This is a genomic window from Enterococcus sp. AZ126 (assembly GCF_051714545.1).
GTDB lineage: Bacteria > Bacillota > Bacilli > Lactobacillales > Enterococcaceae > Enterococcus_L.
Genome location: NZ_JBIOSB010000001.1, coordinates 187,533 through 202,909 on the forward strand (window position 1 = coordinate 187,533; position 15,377 = coordinate 202,909).

The 15,377-nt window shown below is 35.6% G+C and carries 13 protein-coding genes; 11 read left to right on the forward strand and 2 right to left on the reverse strand.

What is annotated here, in order from left to right; all coding sequences use genetic code 11:
• The first annotated feature begins 2 nt into the window (after nucleotides 1-2).
• From IGI43_RS00915 to IGI43_RS00955, 9 genes are all read left to right on the forward strand, one after another.
• Complete coding sequence (locus tag IGI43_RS00915; RefSeq protein WP_438755933.1) at nucleotides 3-944, forward strand: sugar-binding transcriptional regulator; 942 nt, start codon at nucleotides 3-5, stop codon at nucleotides 942-944.
• Between the two features lie 165 nt (nucleotides 945-1,109).
• Nucleotides 1,110-1,544, forward strand: a complete 435-nt coding sequence (locus tag IGI43_RS00920) for a DUF1934 domain-containing protein (protein WP_438755934.1) — start codon at nucleotides 1,110-1,112, stop codon at nucleotides 1,542-1,544.
• A 75-nt stretch (nucleotides 1,545-1,619) separates the two neighbouring features.
• Nucleotides 1,620-2,249, forward strand: coding sequence for a DNA-directed RNA polymerase subunit delta (gene rpoE, locus IGI43_RS00925; RefSeq protein WP_438755935.1), 630 nt, complete (start codon nucleotides 1,620-1,622; stop codon nucleotides 2,247-2,249).
• 268 nt (nucleotides 2,250-2,517) lie between these two features.
• Nucleotides 2,518-3,351: a PRD domain-containing protein gene (locus IGI43_RS00930; protein WP_438755936.1), complete on the forward strand. Its 834-nt coding sequence runs from the start codon at nucleotides 2,518-2,520 to the stop codon at nucleotides 3,349-3,351.
• Between the two features lie 21 nt (nucleotides 3,352-3,372).
• Complete coding sequence (gene nagE, locus IGI43_RS00935; protein ID WP_438755937.1) at nucleotides 3,373-5,352, forward strand: N-acetylglucosamine-specific PTS transporter subunit IIBC; 1,980 nt, start codon at nucleotides 3,373-3,375, stop codon at nucleotides 5,350-5,352.
• A 335-nt stretch (nucleotides 5,353-5,687) separates the two neighbouring features.
• Nucleotides 5,688-6,038 (forward strand): hypothetical protein, encoded by a 351-nt coding sequence (locus tag IGI43_RS00940; RefSeq protein WP_438755939.1) that lies wholly within the window; start codon nucleotides 5,688-5,690, stop codon nucleotides 6,036-6,038.
• Nucleotides 6,039-6,058: 20 nt separating this feature from the next.
• Nucleotides 6,059-6,220 carry a hypothetical protein gene (locus IGI43_RS00945; RefSeq protein WP_438755941.1) on the forward strand — a complete coding sequence of 54 codons (162 nt, stop codon included), beginning with the start codon at nucleotides 6,059-6,061 and terminating at the stop codon, nucleotides 6,218-6,220.
• A 293-nt stretch (nucleotides 6,221-6,513) separates the two neighbouring features.
• Nucleotides 6,514-7,701, forward strand: a complete 1,188-nt coding sequence (tuf, locus tag IGI43_RS00950) for an elongation factor Tu (protein WP_438755942.1) — start codon at nucleotides 6,514-6,516, stop codon at nucleotides 7,699-7,701.
• Between the two features lie 107 nt (nucleotides 7,702-7,808).
• Nucleotides 7,809-8,681, forward strand: coding sequence for a PhzF family phenazine biosynthesis protein (locus IGI43_RS00955; protein ID WP_438755943.1), 873 nt, complete (start codon nucleotides 7,809-7,811; stop codon nucleotides 8,679-8,681).
• A gap of 74 nt (nucleotides 8,682-8,755) precedes the next feature.
• On the opposite strand, the gene mprF is transcribed toward IGI43_RS00955, so the two are convergent.
• Both mprF and IGI43_RS00965 read right to left on the reverse strand, forming a co-directional pair.
• A complete protein-coding gene (gene mprF, locus IGI43_RS00960; RefSeq protein ID WP_438755944.1) occupies nucleotides 8,756-11,344 on the reverse strand; it encodes a bifunctional lysylphosphatidylglycerol flippase/synthetase MprF in 2,589 nt (862 codons plus the stop codon).
• A gap of 10 nt (nucleotides 11,345-11,354) precedes the next feature.
• Nucleotides 11,355-12,074 (reverse strand): alpha/beta fold hydrolase, encoded by a 720-nt coding sequence (locus IGI43_RS00965; RefSeq protein WP_438755945.1) that lies wholly within the window; start codon nucleotides 12,072-12,074, stop codon nucleotides 11,355-11,357.
• Between the two features lie 174 nt (nucleotides 12,075-12,248).
• Here IGI43_RS00965 and IGI43_RS00970 point away from each other — a divergent pair, with 174 nt between their 5' ends.
• Together IGI43_RS00970 and IGI43_RS00975 are read left to right on the forward strand one after the other, a co-directional pair.
• Nucleotides 12,249-12,866, forward strand: coding sequence for a lysozyme family protein (locus IGI43_RS00970; RefSeq protein WP_438755946.1), 618 nt, complete (start codon nucleotides 12,249-12,251; stop codon nucleotides 12,864-12,866).
• Between the two features lie 143 nt (nucleotides 12,867-13,009).
• A complete protein-coding gene (locus IGI43_RS00975) occupies nucleotides 13,010-15,346 on the forward strand; it encodes a cation-translocating P-type ATPase (RefSeq protein WP_438755947.1) in 2,337 nt (778 codons plus the stop codon).
• Nucleotides 15,347-15,377: the final 31 nt, after the last annotated feature.

The following is a 15,377-nucleotide window of genomic DNA, read 5'->3' on the forward strand; positions in this document are numbered from 1 at the left end:
CTATGAGAATCAGTGAAGACCGTAGAAAAATGTTGAAAATTGTAACAATGTATTATGAAGAAGGATTAACGCAAGCTGTCATTGCAAAAAAAATGAGGATTTCTAGACCAGTAATCTCAAAAATTTTGCAACAAGCCAAAGAATCAGGGATTGTTTCAATTTCAATCAAAGATGAATCTGCTTATGCAGTGGAACTAGGATTGCGTTTAGAAAAAAAATATCAACTTGACGACGTGATCATCATACCGACTAATGAACAAAAGCACGCACAAACAATAAAATTAGACGTTAGTCGAGCCGCCGCATTTTACTTTAAGGAGCATTTAAAATCCGAAATGAGCATTGGATTATCTTGGGGAACGACGTTGGCTGATATGATCGATGAGGTACCGTATCAATCTTTTCCAACGATCAATGTTTGCCCTTTGGTCGGGGGTGTTTCAAGTGAGCATCTATATTTTGATACAAATCATTTGGTTTTTCGATTGGCCGAAAAACTAAATAGTCGTTGTCAATATTTTTATGCTCCTGCATTAGCAGAGAATAGTGAGTTAGCAAATGTTTTAAACCGATCGCAATTAGTCGGCCGAGCAATGACACAAGCTAAAAATGTTGATTTTGCGATTATTGGTGTAGGGAACCCAAACGAAAGTTCCACATGGAAACAGCTTGGCTATATAACCGAAAAAGAATTAACAATCATAAAACAATCTGGTGTCAAAGGTGATGCAGTAGCGTCCTTATTTGACAAAAATGGTCAAACAGTGAACAATGAAATATGTGAGCGGATGTTAGGGATTAAAGTGGAAGATTTGGTGAATATACCAGATGTGATGGTCATTGGCTGTGGTGAGGAAAAAGCTGAAAGCATCAAACCATTATTACTTGGCAAATGTTGTACTATTTTAGTAGTTGATCAACTGATTGCGGAAGCTTTGGTTTGAGGATTAGCAAAATAAAAATTTTGTGTTGCTTAGCTTATTAGAGAATAGCTCTTTAGAAAAAAATAAAAATAGAATGTGACAAAAAGCTTCCCAATCAATTTTTTCTATTTTTCAGCCGAGACTGGACGAGCCCGCTACGCTTTTAAATTAAGGAGAGTGCTTTTAATGGATTTATCACAAGGAACACCAGTATCAATTCAATTGAAAACAGTAGTAGATCAAGCTGGTGAGAAGAAAAACTTTTATTTTGATTTGGAAGGTCAAATCGTAAAAATTGGCGATACGTTGTATATCCGCTATAAAGAAGAGCAAGAAGAAGGGGATGCTGTTCCTGTAACGATCAAAGTTGAACCAGATGGTAAAATTCAATTGATTCGTGCAGGCGGACTTAGAATGCGTCTTAAGTTTGCATATCAAGAGCGTTTGGATACTAGTTACAAAACACCATATGGTTTATTCCAAATTACCACATTTACGCGTAATTTACGCTTCAGTCTTAAGGATCAGCCGGTTGCTGGAAGTATTTTAATTGATTATGATTTGTATTCTCAAACAGAAAAAATCGGAGAATATCATTTAGAACTAGAATTTACTGCTTAATTATGCAATAATCAATTGATTTTTTCTTCATGTTTTTGTATGATAAGGAGTAGACTGTGAAAGGACGTGTACCGTTTGGAAATTAATGTATTTGACGGGTTGAACAAAGATGAATTATCCATGATCGAAGTTGCGCACGCAATTTTAGAACAACGTGAAGATGTGATGGACTTCTCTGATTTAGTAAACCAAATTCAAAATTATCTTGGAAAATCTGACAGCGAAATTCGTGACTCTTTAGCACAATTTTATACTGACTTAAATATTGATGGCAGTTTTATCTCTCTAGGAGATAACCGTTGGGGCTTGCGCTCATGGTATCCAATCGATTCTATCGACGAAGAAGTAACACATGGTTTGGAAGAAGATGAAGAAGATAAACCACGCCGTAGAAAACGTAAGAAAGTTAATGCCTTCATTATTGATGCTAACGATGAAGATGTGATCGACTACAATGATGATGATCCGGAAGATGCTGAATTAACGGATGATGATGACGATATTCTTTACGATGATGATGACGATGAAGAAGATGAAGAGATTAAAGCTTATAACTCAGATCTTCAAGAAATCGGAGCAGATTCTGATGATGAAGAAGAAGTGTTACCAGGGATTGAAGAAGACCTTACAATCATCGATGAAGACGATGTAGATGATGACTTTGATGATGAAGATGAGTATGCTGATCCTGAAGAAAAAGAATAAAGCATAAGTATGAATGAGTGTTCTCGTTTTGAGAACGCTCATGTTTTAACGAAATTAAATTAAAATGATTGACAAATGGTCTATATGTTTGTAAACTATCACTGTTAACAAAAAACAAATAGCGTTTTCATGTGACTAGATAATACTAGGCATGGAAGAATTTCAAAAAAATATGATATACTCATATTTTGACGGGATTGTTCTATGCTTTTTTTGTTGTCTTACAACAGGAAAACGAACAATCTACTTCTGCAGAAGAGGAATGTTTATGAAAATCAAAAAAGTACTTAATCAAAATGCTGTGCTCGTCTTTGACGCTGGGCAGGAAAAAGTAGCAGTTGGTAAAGGCGTAGGTTTTAACAAAAAGAAAAATGATTTGTTATTTCCACAACAAGTGGAACGAATGTTTGTAATGGAACCAGAAGGCTTGAAGAAGCTCCAAGTTTTATTATCACAAATTGATGAAAAATATTTTTTTGTTACAGAGGAAATTATTGCGCATGCAGAGATTGTACTTGGTGAAAAATTGAATGAACATATCAATATTGGGTTAAGTGATCATATTGCCTTTGCCGCAGAGAATATTCAAAACAATATCATTGTGAGAAACAAACTTTTGCATGAAATTGAGATTCTTTACAGTGAAGAGTTTTCAATAGCGCAATGGGCAGTCGATTATTTGACACAAACATTGGAGATACCTTTTAGTTATGACGAAGCGGGTTATATTGCAATCCATATTCATAGTGCTCGTAGTGGACGAACGGATAATAGTAAAAGTATTCGTGAAGTTACCATTGTTTCAGAAATTATTCATTTGATAGAGCAAGAATTAGGAATCAATATTCATGACGAAAAAATGAGTTTGAGTTATTCACGATTGGTCAATCACCTACGCTTATTTATTCACCGTTTTCAACAAAGTCAGTATGCTGTTTTAGATGATGAGATTTTAGATGTTGTCCGTAAAAAATATGCGGAAAGTTACGAAATATCGAAAAAAGTTCAAGTTTTGTTAATGAGAAATTTTCACTACCAAGTACCAAATGAAGAATTAGGTTATCTGGCTATTCATATCGAACGGCTTAAGATGATCAAATAAAAGACAAAGGAAGAGATAAAAATGAAAGCATATATGCAAAGAATGGGACGCTCATTGATGCTTCCTGTAGCCGTATTACCAGCTGCAGCGATTTTAATGGGTATTGGGTATTGGATTGATCCTAACGTAATGACTGGTTTAGGAGATCCGAATTTTCTATCTGTCTTTTTAGTTAAAGCAGGTGGTGCGATTATTGATAATTTACCAGTTTTATTTGCGGTCGGTTTAGCATTAGGTATGTCTAAAGATAAAGACGGTGCAGCGGCTCTTAGTGGTTTAGTTGCCTTTTTAGTAGTAACCACATTACTTTCAACTGCAACTGTTGGTGCAATGCAAGGTATTCCGATTGAAGAAGTAGATCCTTCTTTTGCTAAAATCGGTAATGCATTTATCGGAATTTTGTCAGGATTAATTGCAGCTGCAATGTATAATCGATTTAGTCAGGTAAAATTACCGATGGCGTTATCTTTCTTTAGTGGTAAGCGACTGGTTCCAATCATGACTGCATTAGCGATGTTAGTCGCTTCTGGCGTATTATTTTTCATTTGGCCAGTTGTGTTCTCTGGATTAGTAAGTTTTGGTGAAGCTATTTCTAAATTAGGAGCTGTCGGTGCTGGACTTTATGGCTTCTTTAACCGTCTGCTGATTCCAACAGGGTTACATCATGCGTTAAACTCAGTATTCTGGTTTGACGTAGCTGGGATCAATGATATCGGAAACTTCTTATCTGGTACTGGGGAAAAAGGAGTTACTGGTATGTATCAAGCTGGTTTCTTCCCAATGATGATGTTTGGTTTACCAGCAGGAGCTTATGCAATTTATCGTAATGCTCGTCCTGAAAAGAAAAAAGCGACTGCATCATTAATGATCGCAGCAGCATTTGCATCTTTCTTCACTGGTATTACTGAACCATTAGAATTCTCATTTATGTTCGTTGCATGGCCATTATATGTTTTACATGCTGTTTTGACAGGAATTTCACTATTTATTTCTGCACTTTTCCACTGGACAGCAGGTTTTGCTTTCAGTGCAGGATTAGTCGATTTTGTTTTAAGTTTACGCAACCCAATCGCAAATCAACCGTATATGTTACTTGTTCAAGGGTTAGTGATGGCAGTTCTTTACTTCTTCGTATTTGATTTTGCAATCAAAAAATTCAACTTGATGACTCCAGGTCGCGAAGAAGGTGAAGACGAAGTAACACCAGATATCGACACAACTGGTGATAATAAATTTGCGGTTTTAGCAAACAAAATTTATCAAGGTCTTGGTGGCGATGCTAATGTTACGTCAATCGATAACTGTACAACTCGTTTACGTTTAACTGTTAGTGACACTGGAAAAGTTGATCAAGCAAAAATAAAAGCAACTGGGGTTCCAGGTGTTAAAGTTATCGATGATACAAATATTCAAGTGATCGTAGGGACCGAAGTTCAATTTGTAGCAGATGAAATGAATAAAATACGTAATGGTGCAGCACCTGTTACAAGTCAAACTGTAGTAGAGCCTGAAGTCGAAGTAGCACCAAAAGCATCTGTAAAAGAAACTGAGTTGTACGCTGTTGCAAACGGTAAGGTTATTCCAATTTCAGATGTTCAAGATGATGTTTTTTCAGCAAAAATGATGGGTGACGGATTTGCAGTTATACCGAGTGATGGTGAAGTTTATACGCCGGTAGCAGGTAAAGTCACAAGTATTTTCCCAACAAAACACGCTTTAGGGATCCAGACAGAATCTGGCATTGAAGTATTGTTACACATGGGCTTGGATACTGTTGAGCTGCAAGGTGCGCCATTTACTTTAAATGTTGAAGAAGGTCAAATTTTGAAAAAAGGTGACAAAATTGCGACGATCGACCTAGCGGCTTTAGATGCAGCGGGTAAAAAATCTGATTTGATCGTTGTCTTTACAAACCAAGATGTCGTTGAAAATTATGATTTAGTTAAATCAAATCAATCAACTTCAGCTAATGATTCTATTGGTAAAGTAATTGTAAAATAGTAGATTAAAAGCTATCTAAGAGAAATTCTTAGGTAGTTTTTTTCTATAGTTGCTTTATTTTTTTTCTATGATATGGTTAGAGTGTATTTGTATTAGGTTATCTAGCTGTAAAGGCTAACTCGTCAGAAAAAAGATAAAAATTGATTGCGAGCAAAACGCTAGCTTCTTTTTATCCTATTTTTCAGTTAAAGTGGTGTGAGTCTGTTCAGCTTTTAAATTTAGGAGGAGATTACCTTGCATGAATAAAGCTGGACACAAAGAAGTGCCAGTTGATGATCATACGGTTTCTTTGTGTCATATTGAGTTAATATGATGAATAGAAGGAGCAGAATCACATGATTATAATTAAAGGAAATAATCCAAGAAAAATTGATAAAATTTGGGAATTAGTAAAAAAAGAGCACACGGGGAAAAAAATCGCAATTATTGGATATTCTGGAGGAATTCCACATAATTTTATTCGAGCAAAGCAAATTCCTGCTTATGAAACAATGACCATGCAAAGCACCATTGAGGATTTAACACGCTTTTTAAAAGAGACAAAAGATCGCTTCGAAGCAATCATCCTTTATATTGATTGCGAATCTCACTTGATAGAATCAATAAAAGAGACAACAAAATCTTATAAAGAAAAATTCATTTTAACAGTTTATGATGAAACAATATATGAGCAAGTGATTGATTGAGAAAAAGAGGTGGTAGTGGCATGAACGAACATACAGAACGATTAGTAGGACTTATCCAAAAATTTCGAACTGAAGATATTTCTTTGGAAGATGCAATAGAGCTTCGACGACTGTCAGCAGAATTTGCGAATGTATGCGGTGAAACTGTTGAACATAAGATGGATCAGTTTTATGAAAAGTAAGTAATGTATGATTGTAATACTCGAGGATGAGACTGAAGTGTTTAACTCGAGGAATAAGAGGGCGTTGCTTCTGTTCCAAATGTTCATTTGAATTCCTTAAGACTAGTGTATAACTCGTAGAGTTATACACTAGTCTCTTTTGTGTTTATCATTTTTCGCATACTTACAATTAGTAAGCAAATAAGTTGCACAAGTATTTAAAAGAGATATAATGGCATTATAAAGGTCAGTAATGGTCAATTTTCAACTGATTGTCTACATGACTTTTAAACAAAATAGGAGGTTTGTAAATTATGGCAAAACAACATTATGACAGAAGTAAACCACATGTAAATATCGGCACAATTGGACATGTCGATCACGGGAAAACAACATTGACTGCTGCAATCACAACAGTATTAGGAAAAAAAGGCCTAGCAAACCCGCAAGACTATGCTAGTATTGATGCAGCGCCAGAAGAACGTGAACGAGGTATTACAATCAATACATCACATGTGGAATATGAAACTGAGTCAAGACATTATGCACATATCGATGCACCAGGACATGCGGATTATGTGAAAAATATGATCACTGGTGCAGCTCAAATGGACGGTGCAATCTTAGTTGTATCAGCAACAGATGGACCGATGCCACAAACAAGAGAGCACATCTTATTATCGCGTCAAGTAGGGGTAAAATACTTGGTAGTATTTCTTAATAAAATCGATTTAGTAGACGATGATGAATTAATCGACTTAGTAGAATTGGAAATTCGTGAGTTGTTAAACGAATATAATTTTCCAGGTGACGCTACACCCATTATCAAAGGTTCTGCATTGAAAGCTATAGAAGGGGACTCGGCTGCTGAAGAGGCCATTATGGAATTAATGGATACGGTGGATAAATATATTCCTACGCCAGAAAGAGATACGGACAAACCTTTATTGTTACCAATAGAAGATGTTTTTTCAATTACTGGTCGAGGGACCGTTGCATCTGGTCGTATTGATCGAGGGAAGGTAAGCGTTGGAGACGAAATCGAAATTGTCGGTATTAAACCTGACACACAAAAAGCGGTAGTTACGGGTATTGAAATGTTTCGTAAAACATTAGATAAAGGTGAAGCAGGGGATAATGTCGGAATTCTTTTACGAGGGATCACTCGTAATGAAATAGAACGCGGACAAGTCATTGCAAAAACTGGATCGATCACTCCGCACACAAAATTTGTTGCTGAAGTTTATGTATTAACAAAGGAAGAAGGGGGGAGACACACACCATTTTTTACAAATTATCGCCCACAATTTTATTTCCGGACAACGGATGTAACAGGGATTATTGAATTGCCGAATGACGTTGAAATGGTTATGCCAGGAGATAATGTAACAATCGATGTTGAATTGATTCATCCAATTGCAGTTGAACAAGGAACAACTTTCTCCATTCGAGAAGGTGGACGGACTGTTGGTTCAGGTATTGTTACTGAAATAGAAAAATAACAAAAAAAGAATCTCTGTTACGGTTGATCAGAGGTTCTTTTTTTTACATAAATTATTAGTGATTTATCTGTGCTATACTAATTGGAAAAAGAGTGGGGGAAAAATAGATGAGATGTAATGTTTTGAGGGTAGATGCATTTACACAAATCCCAGGTCAAGGAAATCCAGCAGGTGTTGTATTGGATGGAGATAAGTTTACTACAGAAGAAATGCAAAAAATTGCAAAAAAAGTTGGTTTTAATGAAACTGTTTTTGTTTGTAAAAGTGATGCTGCCGCTATCAAATTAAGGTATTTTACGCCTGGTCATGAAACACCACTTTGCGGACATGCAACGATTGGCGCAATATTTGCTTTGTTTAATGGAAAAGGTGATCGTCAGCTGCAGATTGAAACAGGTGCAGGTATTTTACCGATTATGTATGATGATGAAATACAAAGAATCATAATGAAGCAAGCAGAACCAACGTTTATTGAGTTTTCAGGTGACAAGGTAGCCCTTTGTAAAAGTATAGGAATTCAACTAGAAGATCTACACCCTAAGTTTCCAATCCAATATGGAAACACAGGATCGTGGACATTACTTATTCCAGTGAGCAATGAAGCAGTTTTAGATAAGATGAAGCCAAATTCGGAAAATTTTCCAGATATTTTAAAGAAAATGCCAAAGTCTTCTGTTCATCCTTTTGCGATTATTTCGAAACAAGATGGGATTTTTACAGCACGGCATTTTTCGTCTCCTTTTTCTGGAACAATGGAAGACTCAGTGACAGGAACCGCTTCAGGGGTAATGGGTGCTTATGCGTTAAATCATATTTATATAGAGAAAAAAAGTAAAGAAATCCGTGTTTCTCAAGGAAAACATGTAAAAAGAGAAGGAATTGTTTCAGTTCGTGCTATAAGGGATAGCCGAGGCTTACATCAGATTAGTATTTCAGGAACAGCCTGTCTTAATGATAAATTTGAACTAATAACAAAATAAAAGAGGATACTGCACACACTGATAAGTGCATGTAGTATCCTCTTTTTATACATGATGAAAGAAAGTCTGTTGATTTATCGATGATATCTATTTATAAGAATTCGACGAACACCATGAACTTTCTTTTGTTTTTCGATAGGGGCATTATCTATGATCAATAATGCGATCATTACATACGCAATAAAGCTGTCTCGCGAGTATAACGTGTATCTAGAGACCCACTCTGTAGCATATTTTTCTTTATAATCACGTAGTCCTCGAAACGAATAAAAGCGTGATCCAAATTCATAAACGAGATAAGCAATTCGTTCTTGAATAAAACTTTTTCTGGATGTTCCAACATTAGATAGTGGGGCCATTCCTAAATTAAAGTATGTGAATTCTTCATCATTCATATAGCTAAATAACGAGATAAACAAATAATCCATAACACCAGATGGCGCTTCTTTACTGTATCTCATTAAATCAATCGTGCCTTCTTCTTTGGTATAAGTTGGCATAATGTTAGCAAATGCTACAATTCGATTGTCTTGGTTTTTAGCAACCGCTATTTTTCCGCGTTGTAAATAGCTTTCAGAGAAGAACCCTAATGAGAAGCCCTTTTCCTTTCGGTTACCTAACCATTCGTCAGAGACTAATTTTAGTTCTTGTATCAACTCTGCTGAAAAAGGAGGCTGTAGCACTTCAAATTGATAATTTTCTTTTTTAAAACGATTCATAACCGCTCGTTCACTTTTCATCTTCTTCCCAGATAACGTAAAATTCGGTAAGTCCACATGGGCTTCTTCTCCCATTTTGATAAAATCATAACCAAATTCATGTAAAAACATCACGATTTCTTCAGATGCTTCATAGAAAACAGGAAGATAGCCAAAGCGATCAGCTTCGTTAATGAATTGTTCCATAGCTGCTGGAAAGTCTTCTTTTTTACCAGAAGGATCTCCCATGACGACACACTTATTATTCAGTGTTTTAAACTGTAATAACACAGTATCTTCATTATCTTGATTTGTATAAATGTACATATCTTTGTCCTTTAGAAAAATCAGCTGACTATCGGTATTTCCACCGTACGTATTCAAAAGAGTAAGCGCACGATCATCGTCTAGTGGAGTGCCGATTTTGTGACGGCTACCTTCTAGATATCGGATGAACAAATAACTAAACAACGTCACTAACAAAATTCCCATAAAGCCAGAGAACCAAATTTTTTCTGATGGAAAGAAAAAGAATGATATAAAGTGATTTTTATGATGCGGGAATGTCGGTAAATTGTAAACACCGATCACAATGTATAAAATAGTTAATGCAAGAAAAATAATACCGTCAATAGTGACCATTTCCCAAGAATAGACTAATTGTTCTCTGAATAGTTCTCCTTTAGAAAAGATGACGATTATCAGTAGAAGAGTGAGAAATAAAATGATCCCCCAACTGAAATCTTTAATAAAAGTATAAATCAACGTTATTAGAATTAAAGCGATAGTTGGTAGATAAGCCCGTTTGACTCTGGCAGCGATCCCTCTTCCCATAATCAGCAATAAAAAACCCAATAAAATAGCAGGGAGTTGCGTGATAATATGAAATGAAAGTGGGTTTAATCGTGTTAACCACTCAAACTGACTGAATGCTTCTGGAATTGTAGCCGAAAGTACGATCATAATACCCGAAAAATACATGAGAAAAACAACGATTTTATGTGCTAATGCTGTCGTTAATTCTCTTGGAATTCCAGCATAGCGTTTATTTAAAATATGACTTAGATTTTTTATAAAGAAAATGGTTCCAATAATAAATGGTACTATATAATAAAATAAACGATAAAGTAAAATCCAAGCGACTGCAACTTCTCGATTAATACCCAAAGCTGATAAGCCAAGGATCATCATAATATCGAAACTCCCAAGTTCACCTGGAATCATTGAGACAATCCCAATCACTGAAGCTGCTATAAACAGAGGAATGATTTGAATCGGGTTCATGTTTATTCCCATTAAGATACCAATCAGTAAAAAGCTTCCTACAACACCAGTCCATTCTAAAAATGAAGTTAAAATAAGTCCAAACCGTGTTTGATTATTAATATCACCGATATATTCGTCTTTTCTGATCAAACTTGTGATTAAAACAACTGGGAAGTATAAACCTCCTCCGATAAGCCAAATCCAATACTGTTGAAGGTAATCATTTGTATGGCCAAACGTCACTAAGAAAAAAGCAATCAAACTATATATAGATAGACCTGACATAAGAAAAATCAGAATTTTCGAGAGTGCTTTAACCACCATTTTGCCATCTTTTTCTTTGCCATAAAATTCTGAGCGTAATCCGATACTGACCAAACCGCCGAATCCAGCGATATTATTGATCGTGTTGATCATCCAGCTGGTTTCTATAAGAAAAGATTTTTTTGGTTTTTGGTCTAAAATCTTATTCAGAATCACATCATATCCAATCATCGGAATGACAGCAATCAGACCGATCAGCAACATCAACCCAATTTTCCAAATAGCAATATCTTGAAAAATATCCCCAAGCTGTTTGAATGAGATTGTTTTGCCGATAGAGAGTAATTCACGTAAAACAATAATAACAATTGAAAAAATAAAAATAGTTTTAAAATAGCTCATACGATCTTTAACCCATTGAAGCAATTTTTTCATTTAATAGCACCTACTTTTCTTGTAAAAATTTTAAAATTTCTCGATTGAATGTTTTTGGATCTTTTTTTGCAAAAGAATGTCCTTGTTTCGGAATTAAAACAAATGAAGCGTTCGGAATATTTTTTGCCAAATAAATTGAATGAGAGCGTTTGATGATATCGTATTTACCAACAATCACTAAGGTCTTGGCTGTTAGTTTCCGCAAATCAGACCTAGAAACACCAATGTCGTGCGTCATTAAGCGAGTGAGAAGTAATTGTCGCTGCGCTTTTTTACTGAATAATGCAAAAAGTTTAAAAAAAATAGATTGAATGGATGTAATCAATCTTATCGGTAAATGGACTCCTTCAACCTCGGTATTGCCAGCGTTCAAAACTAAACGATGAACCATTTCAGGATGTTTTTTTGCAAAAACCATTGCCAAGTTCGCACCATCACTAAAGCCAACGATATTTGCTTGTGTAATGTGTTCTTGTTGCATAATTAAATAAATATCTTCTGCCATTTGATCAAAGGAGAGGATGTTACTATTATTTGTTGAACGAGCATGCCCTCGGCTGTCAATTGTAAAAACAGTAAAGTGGCGACTGAATTCAGGAACTTGTTTCTCAAAATATTTTCCACTTCCACCATTTCCATGAAGGAGAAACAGGGGAAAACCTGTACCTGATATTTCATAATAAATGAAACTATTATCAACAGCTATTAGTAATTTTTTTTGTTTTTCCATATCCATACCACCTGACTTCCTTAGTATATCTGTTTTTAATTAGATTTCAAACTAAAATGGTTAAATAGAATTTCAAATTTTTATTAAAGAATACTAAAGAATGACTCTTTTTTTAGATTTTTTTTAAATAATAAAGTATGATGAAATCTACTTATAAAAAGGTTGGATGATAAGATGGGCACATGGATGAAAATCGTAAAAAGATTGTTACTTTTGTTTTTACTATTACTGCTTATTAGTTTAGGTTATTTTGGTTTTAAGATTCGCCAAAACGTTCAGCAGGTGATGACCTACGAAGATGAAGTGGAACAAGCAGTGAAAGAGAATAATATTCCAGAGTACAAAAATTTAGTTTTAGCTATTATTTATACTGAATCAAAAGGTCGTACAGAGGACTTGATGCAAAGTAGTGAGAGTGCATATGGCGAGCGGCATATGATCGGAACAACCAAAGAAAGCATTGATAATGGAGTGGCGTTTTTAGCCCAATCGATCGATCAAGCCAATGAAGCAGGTTGTGATATTTGGACAGCTGTTCAAGCGTATAATTTTGGGTTAGATTATATTCAATTTGTGAAAGAACGCGGCGGGAAAAATTCGATTCACCTAGCAGAAAAGTATTCAAAAGAAGTACTGTCACCATTGCTTGGAAATACGGAACAAAAAACATACCGTTATAATCGTCCGCAGGCATTGCTTTATAATGGAGGGTTTTTATATAGTAATGGAGGAAACATGTTTTATGCTGATTTGGTGAGAATGAACGAACAGTTTATTAAGTGGTTAAAATAAAGTTAATATAAAAACACCGATCCTTAAGAATTATCGTATACGAATTAGTACGAATTCTTAAGGATTTTCTTGAAGTTCTTTCTATTAACAAGTAAACTAAAGAAGATGTATTTTTAACAATGAGAAAGTAGGGAATCAAATCCATGACAAATAAGTTTGATCGAAAACAAGGATTGACTCAATTAGAGGTAGAAGAACGAAAAAAACAGGGATTACAGAACGACTACGAAGAGAATGTCGCTAAATCCACAAAGGCCATTATCTATGATAACGTAATGACATTGTTTAACTTTTTAAACTTTGGAATCGCACTTTGTCTTCTTTTTGTTGGAGCCTACTCCAATTTAGCCTTTTTAGCCATTATATTAGTGAATATGGGAATGGGGATCTATCAAGAAATCCATGCTAGAAACTTAGTACAGAAATTATCGATTGTCGCCAAAGAAAGCGTTCATGTTATTCGTGACGGTAAAGAGGTAGAAATCGATACAAAAGAATTAGTAATAGATGATATTGTTTTGATCTCTGCTGGGGAACAAGTTCCGTCTGATATGGAAGTATTAGATGGAAAAGCAGAAGCGAATGAAGCATTGCTAACTGGTGAATCAGATTTGATCGAAAAAACGGAAGGTGACGTTTTATTATCTGGTAGTTTTCTAGCAAGTGGTCAAGTGTATGGAAAAGTGATTCATGTCGGGGCAGATAATTACGCGGTTAAGATCACAGCTGAAGCAAAAGTTCATAAACCAATTCAGTCTGAATTAGTTAATTCAATTCGTAAAGTATCGAAATTTACGAGCGTTGTGATTATTCCTTTGGGGATCATTTTGTTTGTAGAAGGTTTTATGATACGTGACTCTGGTATAGAAGCATCGGTAGTGGCATCGGCAGCGGCTTTACTTGGAATGCTGCCAAAAGGCTTGGTTCTCTTGATCAGTATTACGCTGACAACAGGGGTTGTAAAGTTGGCCAAAAAACGTATTCTGGTTCAAGATATGTATTCAATTGAAACATTAGCCCATGTCGATACACTTTGTTTAGATAAGACTGGAACAATCACTGAAGGTAAAATGAAAGTTCAAAAAGTTGAAGTGTTGCATCCAAATTACCATGAAAATTTCCCGCAAATCATGGGTAGCTATTTAGCAGAAAGTACAGATAACAACATTACGATGCAAGCAATTCGTGATTATTTTGAACTTTCAAACCGTTTTGGTGCTATTAAGACGCTGTCATTTTCTTCCGAAAGAAAATGGGGAGCGATTGAATTTAAAGAGCTCGGGACAGTTTATCTTGGTGCGCCTGAAAAATTAGTTGCAGCTGAGCGTTTGCCAAAAGAAGTGATTGACGCACAAGAGAACGGATACCGTGTGTTAATGTTGGGAATTGCAGAAAATACGCCATTAGATGAAGAAAATATGCCCTATTTAGAACCATTAGCAGTGGTAGAAATCGATGACCCAATTCGTCAAAATGCTAATGAAACGTTAGCGTATTTACGTGAAGAAGGAATCGATTTAAAAGTTATTTCTGGTGATAACCCAGTCACGGTTTCTAATATTGCGCGTCGCGCCGGATTATTTGGCTATGAATCATATATTGATATGTCCACGATGGAAACAGAAGAAGACGTGCGTAGAGCAGTTCATGATTATACTGTTTTTGGTCGTGTAACTCCCCAACAAAAACGTACGATCGTTCGCGAATTAAAAGATAATGATCATGTTGTAGCGATGACAGGTGATGGCGTTAATGATGTTCTAGCTTTAAGAGAAGCAGATTGCAGCATTGCCATGGCAGAAGGTGATGGGGCAACGAGACAAATTTCTAATTTAGTGTTATTGGACTCTGATTTCACGACATTACCCGATGTCTTATTCGAAGGTCGACGTGTTGTGAATAATGTAACCAAAGTTGCGAGTGTTTTCTTTATAAAAACAATTTATTCGTTCATTTTATCGATGATCTGCGTGATTACGACAATTGCATTTCCTTTCATTCCGATTCAAATCACCTTGATCGATTTAGCAATTGAAGGATATCCGGCATTCTTCTTGTCATTTGAAAGCGATAAACGAAAAGTACAAGGAAAATTCTTACCAACAGCATTGAGAAATGCGTCTGTCAATGCAGTTTTAGTAGTGTTCAATATCGTGGCTGTTTACTTGATGGGACAAAATCAAGGGTTCGCTCAAATGGAAACAACGACATTGATGTATTATTTATTGATCGGTATTAGTTGTATGGCAGTCGTTCGTGCGTGTTTGCCGTTTAATCCATTAAGGATTTTCTTAGCTATTACAACTGTTGGTGGTATTTATGTTGCTGCAATGCTGTTCCATAGTATTTTAGAAGTAGGATTTTTAAATCACCAAACATTACCGATTTTTGCTGTGATGATGCTATTTAATATTGTGGTTCGAATCATGATCGGTCTTTTCCAAATGAAACGAGCTGGTAAAACGATCAAGGATCTTTAAAACGAGATGAAAAGTATAAAAATAAGGAGGG

Coding starts and splice junctions, on each gene's coding strand:
- IGI43_RS00915 (WP_438755933.1), top strand. CDS start 3: ATGAGAATCAGTGAAGACCGTAGAAAAATGTTGAAAATTGTAACAATG.
- IGI43_RS00920 (WP_438755934.1), top strand. CDS start 1,110: ATGGATTTATCACAAGGAACACCAGTATCAATTCAATTGAAAACAGTA.
- IGI43_RS00930 (WP_438755936.1), top strand. CDS start 2,518: ATGAAAATCAAAAAAGTACTTAATCAAAATGCTGTGCTCGTCTTTGAC.
- nagE (WP_438755937.1), top strand. CDS start 3,373: ATGAAAGCATATATGCAAAGAATGGGACGCTCATTGATGCTTCCTGTA.
- IGI43_RS00940 (WP_438755939.1), top strand. CDS start 5,688: ATGATTATAATTAAAGGAAATAATCCAAGAAAAATTGATAAAATTTGG.
- IGI43_RS00945 (WP_438755941.1), top strand. CDS start 6,059: ATGAACGAACATACAGAACGATTAGTAGGACTTATCCAAAAATTTCGA.
- tuf (WP_438755942.1), top strand. CDS start 6,514: ATGGCAAAACAACATTATGACAGAAGTAAACCACATGTAAATATCGGC.
- IGI43_RS00955 (WP_438755943.1), top strand. CDS start 7,809: ATGAGATGTAATGTTTTGAGGGTAGATGCATTTACACAAATCCCAGGT.
- mprF (WP_438755944.1), bottom strand. CDS start 11,344: ATGAAAAAATTGCTTCAATGGGTTAAAGATCGTATGAGCTATTTTAAA.
- IGI43_RS00965 (WP_438755945.1), bottom strand. CDS start 12,074: ATGGAAAAACAAAAAAAATTACTAATAGCTGTTGATAATAGTTTCATT.
- IGI43_RS00970 (WP_438755946.1), top strand. CDS start 12,249: ATGGGCACATGGATGAAAATCGTAAAAAGATTGTTACTTTTGTTTTTA.
- IGI43_RS00975 (WP_438755947.1), top strand. CDS start 13,010: ATGACAAATAAGTTTGATCGAAAACAAGGATTGACTCAATTAGAGGTA.